Genomic DNA, 10,609 nt, shown 5'->3' with positions numbered 1-10,609 from the left:
CTATCCTTGCTCTTCGCTGTGCTTATCTCAACGGTCAACTTTCAATTTGATGTATTTGCCAAAGTGAGATGCACCCGATTGAAGTTGTGGTCATTAACAGGGAACAGTCAGCAACAGAAATCAAGCAAGCTGTTATTGACGACGTGCGGCGATACATGGGGGAGCAAAAAGTATTTGATGACATTACTTTGGTAGTAATTAAACAGAAGTAAGTAGGTAGGCACAAATAAACCTTGCTGTATAACCGAATGTACAACTACCAGAACCGAAAGCCAATAGCTTCGTTTCACTCGCTTTTGACTACTTAAAGCAGATTCCATGTTTATGAAGTACCCCCGTCTATGGTTCTATCCCCGTAGGGAAAAGGCGAAAACCTTTTTCCCTACACTTCATAAACCTGGAATAGGCTGTATGTATTTTCCTACTCATCTACTGAGTTCCGATCAATTAATCAACTGCTTGAATGCGTCGTGTTCGCGAATTTTTTCTAAATCAGCTTCACTTTTTGCCAACTCTTTACATACATTGGGATTAAGATTGAGGGCGCGCTTTAAATTTTCAATTGCTAATTCAATTTGGCCTTGTAGGGCATAACATCGGGCTTTGTTGTACCAAATTCTGTAAAAGTCAGGCCGGATTTTAGCAGCATTGTCGTAGGAATCAATAGCAGCTTCGTATTTTTGCAATTTGGAGAGTGCAACGCCTCGATTGTTCCAAGCGTCAGTATAATCATTTTTAATTTGTAGGGCTTGATTGTAAGAAATTACTGCTTGTTCGTACTCCTGCATTTTGGAAAAAGCAACGCCTCGGTTGTTCCAAGCATCGGCATAATCGGGTTTGGCTTGAATTGCTTGTTCGTAACAGCCGATCGCCTCCTGGTACTTCTGCAACTCCAACAATACCACGCCTCGATTGTTCCAAGCATCGGGATAATTGGGGCGAATTGTAGTAGCTTGTTCGTAAGAGGCGATCGCCTCTGGATACCGCTGCATTCTCGTGAGCACTACTCCTCGGTTATTCCAAGTATCGGCTAAATCCGGCTGAATTTGCAGGGCCTGATCGTAAGCTGCGATCGCATCTTGATAACGGTTTTCAAAGAAACAAGCATCTCCCTGTTTAGCATAGTCGCCCGCGGTCAATAGCTGTTGGTAATTGCCATAGTTAACAGGAGCAAATTCTTGAATTTGGGCATCGGGCAATAACAAGTCTGTTTCTGCATCCGCCGCGTGACTTTGGTGTTGAATTTCACCTAAGATAGTTTCAGCATCCGAAATTAATAGTTTTAATTGAGAAATTGTATCGTAATGGAGACTTTCAATTTCTTGGCGGGCAATTGTTGTCTGCTTGGACAATTTGCTCAACAGAAACCAAACCCCGACTCCGGCTGCTGTCGGAAACAAAGTTAGGGCAATTATCAGCCCGTTCAGCAGTACCGCCGTGCGCCCAAAAGCAATGTCAACTTCTTCTTGAACTCGATCGCGAATTTCTTCTTTAACTTGCTGCTGTGGCAATTCCTGCTGAATTAACAGTGCCGGCCTCGGTTCAGAGGCAGAAACACTACTGGCGCAGACTAGAATAGTCGAAAGGGCGATCGGGCTAATACTTTTTCTAAAGATACTTGACAAACGCATTGCCTTAGTGATACGCACCTGAGTTGCGATTTCCATGTGTCAAGAGATGCTGATAACGATGATCCCAGACTAGCCCATTTGTTCAAAAACTATTAAATACAGGATATCTGTTGTGCAGTCCCCTCCGATCAAATTGCTGACGCAAGAATTGCTAGACGAAGTTGCCGCTTCATCCCGCCGCAGTCCCCGCCAGCGACAAAACTACAATTTCCATGATTTGTCTGAAAAAGTGCAGCGCTTTGTCAACGTGCTGCAACCAGGCACTTACGTCTGCCCTCACCAACACCTGCGCCCGCAGGCGGTTAACGGTTTTGAGTTTTTTGTGGTTATTCAAGGAGAAGTCGGTATTGTTATTTTGAATGAAAACGGTCAAATCCTCCGTTCCTTGCGAGTCAGCGCTGCGGGCCCGACTCGCGCTGTCGAACTTCCAGAGGGCACTATTCATACGTTAGTAGCTTTGGCAGTGGATACTGTAATTTTGGAGTTTAAGGAAGGGCCTTACGACGTGGGGGCGGATAAAGACTTTTTGGCAGGTTTTCCTGCTGAGGGAACTGCGGCGGCGCGAGAATTAGTTCTGATTTGGGAAGCGGAATTTAACAGTTGACTAATGACTGTTAACTGTTGACTGTTAACTGTTGACTGTTAACTGTTAAAAATCTACAATCTACAATCTACAATCTATCGACTGATTACTACTCACTGATGAATCTAATTGTCGTCATCCGATTGTATAAATCCGGGGCGGTGCGAATAATTTTTCTCAGAAGTTCATCCGTTACCCAAAAGACGACGGGAAAGGAAAATTTTTTGCTGAATTCGCTGCATAGTAGGTTGGTAGAAACGAGCAATCGATCGATCGCCTGCACTGATTCCAAACCGAGAATCATTAAAGCTGGAGGCTGTTCCGCGTCTACTTCTGCTGCGATTGTCGTGTAGAGAGTTGTCGCCGATTCGGGCAAAAACAGTTGCTGCGGTTGCACGGGACAAGTTGCTTGCAGCCGATCGACTATTTGCTGCCGCAAAGCTAGCGAGTTGCAGTGAACTAAAACGAAAGAAAAGTAACCTTGGGAAAGACGGAGCGCCCGAATTAAAGTTGAGAACGACCGCTCGTTATATTTAGCTGAGTCGTACTTAGCTGCATCGTATTTAGCTGTGTTTTCTGAGCTTTGCTCGATAAACATAAATTGCATATTTTTTATCTAGTTTTAGAGATTTTCTAGATTAAATGATGTTTCTAAAGAAAATATGAAGATTGGAAGTTTATTTTTCCTTTAAAAACTTTCGGGAAGTATACCACGGTTTTAAATTAATATCAATAGTCCGATCGACTAATTTGGCCCCGGCCGCTCAAAAAGCCACCTGCGATGGTACAACCAAAGTAGAGCAGAAGTCCGATGGAAGTCGGAAGAAGAACTATTTCGCAAGGTTTTCAGCAATTAAGAAGGTTCCAAATGTCAGCCGCTGTTGCTAGATTAAATGTAATTAAACATACAAAAAAATTACCGGGAATTCTCAGCCAGCGGCAAAGTAAACCAAAAACTTGCCCCAGCACCGGGACTGCTAATTACCCCAATTTCCCCGCCGTGAGCGCCAATAATTTGTCGGCAAAGATACAAGCCCAAACCCAAACCAAGGGAGTGTCGGGATTGATAACCCCTAACGTAGAGGTCAAAAAGATGTTCGCACTGTTCCGGCAATATTCCCACCCCGTCATCTTCAACGGTACAGTAAATCATGCTACTTGGAGAATTAGGGATTGGGGATTGTGGATTGGTAATCGGTAATTTGTCGATGTCTTGTTTTGCTGTGCTTTGATTTATAATTAATTTCCCCGCCTTAATTACTTGAGCCGAAATTTTTAAATTCAGCCCGGGTCGATTGTGTTTCAAAGAATTAGCAATTAAATTAGAGAACACACGCCACAACTGAGTTTTGTCAGCATTGACGGCGGGGAAATTTTCTGGCACTAAATTTTTAAAAGTAGCTTGAGCCTCATTCATTAAAGGCTCCAAATCTGCCCCAGCCGCTTCAACTACGGCCCTCAAGTCAACCCGATCGCAGTGCAAAACAAAACCGCGCAATTCCCCGGCGTGAACTTCCAAAAGCGAGTTTATCAACCCCAACTGCTGCTCGCTACCTTGAATCATTCGCTCCAAAATAGAACGGGGAATTGCGATCGAATCCCCAGGTTTCGTCTGCCAATTTTTCAGCACCATTAACATTCCCGCCACCGGGTTTCGCAAGTCGTGAGAAAGAGCGTGGATAAACAGCCGCAGCGATTCTTGTGCCTGTTTGCGCTGCGTGATATCCTCAATTAAACCCTCATAATAAAGCACGGAGCCGCTGCGATCCCGTACCGCCCGCGCTTTCTCGGAAATCCAGACAATACTGCCGTCTGAGCGGTAAATTTTAGATTCAAAATCCGATACTGTGCCGCTTTCCTCGATCGATCGCAAAAACTCATTTCTGCGAACTGGATCGACGTACAACTGCCGCTCAATATCAGTAAACTTTGCCGTCACTTCTTCCGGGGAATCGCAGCCGTAAATCCGAGCCAAAGCTGGATTTGCCGTAATATAACGGCCATCGGGAGTGCTTTGAAAAATTCCCTCGCCGGCATTCTCAAAAATGCTGCGGTACTTCGCCTCTGCCACCTCCAACTGCTGGTAAGCAGATTCCAACTCATGCCTGGTACTAAACTCTTTCCGTTGCAGACATTCGTACCAATAAACCGACAAATCGCAAATCAAACAAAACCAAAACAAATATAAGTACAACCCGGTCAACTTAAAAGGAGTATACTTAGCAAAACTTAGATTTAAAACCAAATTTATCCCGACGTGGCAACACAAAACGCCGAGTTGAGAAATCAGGTGGAGGCGCCAGCGGACGGGCATCAGCGTAGCTTGGATCAGAAACGCTAAACTCCAGGTAAAAATTGGTAATTCCCCGGCTTGTGCGACGGCTAGCCCAAGCTGTACAACCAGCGTCAGCGACCACGAAAACCCCAAAAATAGCAAACCGGGATAGCGCTGTCCGAAGGAGGTTTTTTGCAACACAAAACAGGTCAGCAAACCCAATTCTACAGCAGCGCTTGTGTACAAATAAACACTTTCAAACTCCTGGTGAGCTAAGAATCGTTTGCCCAGAAAATAGACAGTTATGGTGAAGGCAAAAAAGATGGCAATTCCGACAGCAGGGCGCAGCCGATCTCGGAGGAAGCGATCGCGCCACACCTCGTAAACCGTTAACCCCTGAACTGATTTTGCATTGCCCAAATAGCTCATACCATTTTAGATTTTAGATTTTAGATTTTAGATTGATAAAGATCGATCGTCCGAGTTGACAGCAGGTAGCGAAAACCAGAAAGTCGAGCCACCGCCGGGAGTGCTTTCGACGCCGATTTCGCCACCGTGAGCTTTGATAATTTGCTTGGACAGGTACAATCCCAAACCCAGCCCTGTTAATTGTCGGCTATTAGGGTCTTGAACGTAAAGTTCAAACAGAGATTCCCGCTGTTTGGGGCTGATTCCCACTCCATTATCTGTTACAGTACAGCAAACCATTTTTACGGTGACTCCGGGCAATTTGCTGCCGATATTGCCAATTTGACCCTGATAGCGGGGCATTTTGCAACTGCCGTCGAGGTTAAATTTGGCCAGGGTTTCCTGATTTTTCTGGGGGGCCTCGCCCATCCCAGGACGATCGCCCGCAGCAGAGGCAAGGTTAGGGATATAGCGGGCGAGCTGAGTATTTTGAGATGTTAAAACCTGTAAATTTTCTTCATAGTTTAGAGTTTTTTCAACTTCTATTACCTCAGCTTTAAAAGTGATATTGACTCCCGGAGGATTGTGTTTAATAGCATTAGTCAACAAGTTTTCCAACACCCGCTGCAAGTGTTTGATGTCGGCCTTGACTTGTGGCAAATCCAGTGGTATTTTATGAGTTAAAGTTGCTTGATTTTTGGCCAACATCGGTTCTAAATCGCCAACAATGGCTGAAGCTAAAGACGGCAAATGCAGCGGTACAGTATTGAGAACAATACCTTTGACCTCGCTAGCGTGAGCGTCGAGCAGGGAATTAACCATAGTCAACTGGTGTTCGCTAGCTTGAACGATCCGCTGCAAAATCGATCGAGAAACCGGAACATCTTGTAGAGAGTCAGAAGGCGATTTGTTGAGCAAATTTTTCAGCAGTATTAACATTCCCATAACAGGAGTGCGGAGATTGTGAGAAACTGCGTGCAAAAATAGGTCTTTCAGGCAATTGGTTTCTTCCAGTTCGTGCATTTTTTGCTGTAGTTGGCGGGTGCGTTCCTCCACTTGAGATTCCAAGTTGGCATTGAGAGCTTTCACCTGTTGCAAAAGTTGAGCTTGCTGGAGAGCGATCGCCACTTGGGTAGCGAGTTTTTCCAACAAATCAATTTCAAATTCTTGCCACTGGCGGGGCCCGCAGCACTGGTTGACGGCTAAGATCCCGAACAATTCATCCCCCAGGACGATCGGCACATTTAACGTCGCGCGAATTTGATAGTCGCTGTATAATTGGGCAACTGCACCGCTGAGTTGAACGCTAGCAGTATCGGAGATAGCTCGGACACGGTTGGTGGCATAAAACGTTCTCAAGTTTTCGAGGTGATTCTCATCAGCGAGCACCCACCCGAGAATAGAACGGCATTGGCTTCCCACAGACTCGGCCACAACCTTACCGTACACCGGACTAGGAAGATGTACCCCGTCCGCGTCCATAATACCGATGAAAGCGCGGTCTGCCTTAAAAAATTGCCGGACTTCGGCAACAGTAGTGTTGAGAATTTCTTCGAGATCGAGTGAGTTGCGAATTCGCAGGGCGATTTCTGAGAGCAAGCGATCGCGATCGGAGGACGCCCGCAAAGCCACGAACGCGCGGTGGCGTTCGGTAACGTCTTGGACTGTGGCGGCGATCGCCCCTGACTGAATGGCCGACTGTTCGCAGACAGTGCGTTCGGAGCCGTCTGCTAGCACAATTCGGTAGTTAATGCAATAGGGTGTGCGCTCAAACATAGCTTGGCGCTGCGATCGCGCCACCAATTCTCGGTCTTCTGGATGTACGGTTTGCAAAAAAACTTCTGGTGTCGGTTTGACAGTTCCAGGAGCAAAACCCAAGAGGCGGTAAAGTTCGTTCGACCACCGCAATTCGATATTGGATATACGATGTTCTGCGGATTCTTCGCACTTTTCAGTTGCTGTGAGGGCGGCGCAATTTAAATCCCAATTGCCCAACTGAGCGATGCGCTGAGCGTTCGCCAGACTAGCTTCGCGATCGCGCAGCATGGCGGCCGTGCGGCGCACCTCCACGAGCGCTTGCTGGCGTTCTGCTACGGCGGCAGCCAACATCAGAGCCACAAGGGCGATCGTACCGGTAAAAGCTTGTAAAAACAAAACCGCCTGTTTGAGATTATCGCTTTTAGCCAAAAACGGGCCGCCTCCCTGTACTGCTCCCCAAATCGCGATGCAAGAGACGATCGAATAAGCAAAAATCGCTCCCGCCGGTTGAAACCGCAGGGCCGCCCAAACTATTAGAGGAAAAGGCAGATACTCCAGCGGATACTGAGCGATCCCCTCCTGTATTTTAGAGCAAAAAAACAGCCAGCTAACGCTCAGCAACAGAGTCAGCCAAAGCGCTATTTCTGAATAATTAACAATTAAAAATAGTAGGTTATAGCGGTTTACCTGTGCAGAAAGTGTGGCTTTAGACTTACAAATTAATAATTGGTAATTATTAATTTGTAAATTGGATTTTAGCCACTTAAAAAATGCTTTTAAGCTTGAAATAATCCCAGGTTTTATCTCACCTTTTACACCGTCAAGAACCGGCAAGATGCCTGTTTCACAATAAAATTCATCTCTTGTGTAACAGGCATCTTGCCTGTTCCTAAACAAGTAATTGAGAACAATAAAACATCTCAGTTTGAATGGAAATTTAAAACTATTAACGGCGTGGTTCAAAGTCAGCAGCACGGGCGTCACAATCAAAATTCCCATACCGTCTCCCAGCCACGTAGTCCACCAGTTGCGAGAGAAATTGCTCCACTGAGCCCAACCAAAAATGCAGGTTCCCAAGTTGCCAAGGATAGAGCCGACCAAAGTAGACCCGATGACAGCGCCCGCTACCAAAGCCAGGACATCTCGCAATCGATCGAGTTTGGTAGAAAATCCGCTCTCCCTCAGCAAAGCCTCTCCAGCCAGCGCTTGCAGGGTGACGCTAAAGGCCGATGTGGCAATGACAGCCGACGGCACCCCGCCGGTAGAGTTTAACAGCACTGAACCGAGGACAATTCCCGGCCACATCCGTCGCCCTTGCAATAGCAGTGCTGCTAGAGCAATACCGGCGGGCGGCCACACGGGGGAGGGTTCGGCTTTTACCAGTCCCAGCATCGACGCTGCGAGTTTTCCGGTAACACAGTAGGCCAGCGCCAGGATGCCGGTGTACAGAAGCGTTCGAGTGCGGGGGTTGAGCAGTTTCATGTTTAGGTGCGATCGAATCCTCCATTCCTAGTTTTTAATTTAGGCGACTTTGGGGCGATCGGGCTTCCTCCTGACGACTCACCTGACTGGGGGAGTGGGAAGTTGAGTGTTGAGTGTTGAGTGTTGAGTGTTGAGTGTTGACTGTTGACTGTTGACTGATGACTGTTGACTGTTGACTGTTGTGATTGGTGATTAGTAGCAGCTAACAACTCCCCATGCCCCATGCCCTATGCCCTATGCCCCATGCCCCATGCCCCATGCCCCATGCCCCATGCCCCATGCCCCATGCCCCATGCCCCATGCCCCCCCCATGCCCCATGCCCAATGACTTCTTAAAATCCAAAACTCCGCTTGCCATCCGGCTTAACAGTAAGCCAATTGGTCTTTGCCATTGCCAGTTGTTCCTCAGAAACTGTAGCGTTCGTAAGATTCGCCCCGCACAAATTTGCTCCCCGCAAATTCGCCTTAGTCAAATAAGCCCCCGTCAAGTCAGCACCTCGGAAATCCGCGCCTTCAAAATTGGCAGTGCTGCAATAAGCCTCAGTCAAATTAGCATCTCGCAAATTCGCCTGAATTAACCTCGCGTGACCCAAATTCGCCCCCGACAAATCCGCTGCTTGCAAATTTGCCTTCACCAACTTAGCCTGATAAAAATTCCCTCCCGCTAACTGCGCTTTTTGCAGTTGCAAACCCGACAGTTCGCAGTCAGCAAAATCGCGCTTGCCTTTAAAATATGCCGATCGCACGCTGTTGGTGTCCCACTTAGGAGCAACTTTCGATAGCTTTGACGCTGCTAAATTGCCGCTAGAAGGTCCAACGGTTCCGAAAGTTCTGCCGGACTCAGCCAGAGTCCGGGAAACTCTCGGCTGCATCCCCGTGTTCCCGGATTGGCTGAAGGAAGTTCTACCAGCGCGGGTGTGGTTCGATCGTAAATCTTGATTAATTTTGCTTTGAGGCGGTGACCACGAAGAACCCTCGTCATTAAATATTGTCGGTTCTTCAACTGCACGAGAAGAGCCGTTGAATTGAGTTGCCAAGCCATCGACCAGATTTGGGTCTTCAAATTGGCCAGAGAGAGCTCTGAGCACATCTGCTGCTGATTGGAAGCGGTGACCAACCATCGGCTTCAGCATTTTTTCGAGAATCCGCGCAAAATTTGGACTCACCTGAACGTGTGGCTGCCAAACAATTTCGCCGGTTACTCCATCAAAATCTAAATCCTTGGGCGATTTTCCTGTCAGCAAGTACAAGCAAGTCATGCCCACCGCGTAGATGTCGCTGGCAAATATCGGCCGCAGCGCCATTTGTTCCGGGGGGGCAAAACTAAATGTGCCGACTGAAAATTTCGTGTTAGCGCTTTGGTCGGCGGGGTCTAATAATATTGTTTGGCTAACTTGGTCTTTTACCGCTCCGAAATCAATCAGAACTAAGTGGCCGTCTTGAACTCGGCGAATAATATTTGCGGGTTTGATGTCTCGGTGAATTACTCCTTGGCTGTGGATATATTGCACTACTGGCAGAATTTCTAATAGAAAATTTTTAACGTCGGATTCGTTGAAACGGCCTGAGTGCTTGACTTCTTGTTTCAAAGTCGAGCCTTTTACATACTCTTGAACTAAGTAAAATTGCTGTTCGGTTTCAAAATAGTCTAGCAGCCTGGGTACTTGCGGGTGGTCGCCCAGTTGGCCGAGGGTTTTTGCCTCTCGCTTGAATAATTCCCGCGCCATTTCTAAAACTCGCGGCGACGAACTACTGGGTCGCAATTGCTTGACCACGCAACTCGGTTGACCGGGCAATGAGATGTCTTTTGCCAGAAATGTAGCTCCAAAACCTCCTTGTCCTAACGGTTCAATGACTCGGTAGCGAGCGCGCAGCAATAACCGCGCACCGCACGTCTGACACTGGAGAATAGAGTCAGCAGGGTTTTGAGGATGTGGACAGCCCGGATTTACGCAGTAGCTCATATTGATTGAGTTTGCCTATGTTGTTCTGATCTTGTCAGCGTCGCTCGACTGCACAAGTTGCCTGTTCCTGCTTCTGGTAGAAATACTGATCTATCAGTTGCCGACGGGCCGTGCGTCCGGTTGCGAATTGGAATTGCACCTAAGTCTTTTAGGCAGATATCTTTTCCCTATTTTGATTATCTCGCTGCTGTGAGTTTTTTCCGTGGATTATCCTTGAAGATAGTTTAAAGACTTGCTAAAGTTGTCCTTTTTTGTGTAAAGTCTTTCTAAACTTAGGTGAGCTTTCAATAGTCCGGACTGTTTTTAGTTAGTAGTCTGACACCCTCGATTTTCCGTTGGTAGCTCGATTGCCGAATCGCCTTGAAACCCTTATGCTAAGGTGGGCAATCAAAAACTGTCCGAAGTATAGATATTTGCACTGTGAGATATTTCTAGCATACCTCATTATCTGAATGAGAATGTTACTAATCCCCGCAGGAGCCATCAACATAAGTGACCGATCGCTCGT

Annotated in this window: 7 protein-coding genes; 2 read left to right on the top strand and 5 right to left on the bottom strand. The window is 47.0% G+C overall.

Annotated elements, in window-relative coordinates:
- The first annotated feature begins 68 nt into the window (after positions 1-68).
- On the top strand, positions 69-212 hold the full coding sequence (locus tag QUA40_RS17220) for a hypothetical protein (RefSeq protein WP_333127899.1): 144 nt from the start codon (positions 69-71) through the stop codon (positions 210-212).
- A gap of 231 nt (positions 213-443) precedes the next feature.
- Here the strand turns inward: QUA40_RS17220 and QUA40_RS17215 are convergent, their stop codons facing one another.
- Complete coding sequence (locus tag QUA40_RS17215) at positions 444-1,667, bottom strand: tetratricopeptide repeat protein (RefSeq protein ID WP_333127897.1); 1,224 nt, start codon at positions 1,665-1,667, stop codon at positions 444-446.
- A gap of 76 nt (positions 1,668-1,743) precedes the next feature.
- On the opposite strand from QUA40_RS17215, the gene QUA40_RS17210 reads away from it, so the two are divergent.
- On the top strand, positions 1,744-2,235 hold the full coding sequence (locus QUA40_RS17210) for a WbuC family cupin fold metalloprotein (RefSeq protein WP_333127895.1): 492 nt from the start codon (positions 1,744-1,746) through the stop codon (positions 2,233-2,235).
- Positions 2,236-2,323: 88 nt separating this feature from the next.
- Here the strand turns inward: QUA40_RS17210 and QUA40_RS17205 are convergent, their stop codons facing one another.
- The 4 genes from QUA40_RS17205 to QUA40_RS17190 form a co-directional block, all read right to left on the bottom strand.
- Complete coding sequence (locus tag QUA40_RS17205; protein WP_333127893.1) at positions 2,324-2,821, bottom strand: hypothetical protein; 498 nt, start codon at positions 2,819-2,821, stop codon at positions 2,324-2,326.
- 309 nt (positions 2,822-3,130) lie between these two features.
- Positions 3,131-4,918, bottom strand: coding sequence for a PAS domain-containing sensor histidine kinase (locus QUA40_RS17200; RefSeq protein ID WP_333127891.1), 1,788 nt, complete (start codon positions 4,916-4,918; stop codon positions 3,131-3,133).
- A 27-nt stretch (positions 4,919-4,945) separates the two neighbouring features.
- Positions 4,946-8,137 (bottom strand): MASE1 domain-containing protein, encoded by a 3,192-nt coding sequence (locus tag QUA40_RS17195; protein WP_333127889.1) that lies wholly within the window; start codon positions 8,135-8,137, stop codon positions 4,946-4,948.
- 332 nt (positions 8,138-8,469) lie between these two features.
- Positions 8,470-10,101: a serine/threonine-protein kinase gene (locus tag QUA40_RS17190; RefSeq protein WP_333127887.1), complete on the bottom strand. Its 1,632-nt coding sequence runs from the start codon at positions 10,099-10,101 to the stop codon at positions 8,470-8,472.
- Positions 10,102-10,609: the final 508 nt, after the last annotated feature.

Source organism: Microcoleus sp. Pol11C3 (assembly GCF_036701485.1).
Taxonomy (GTDB): domain Bacteria; phylum Cyanobacteriota; class Cyanobacteriia; order Cyanobacteriales; family Microcoleaceae; genus Microcoleus.
Note: the sequence above shows the minus strand (reverse complement) of the source record. Positions and strands in the feature narration are given on the sequence as shown.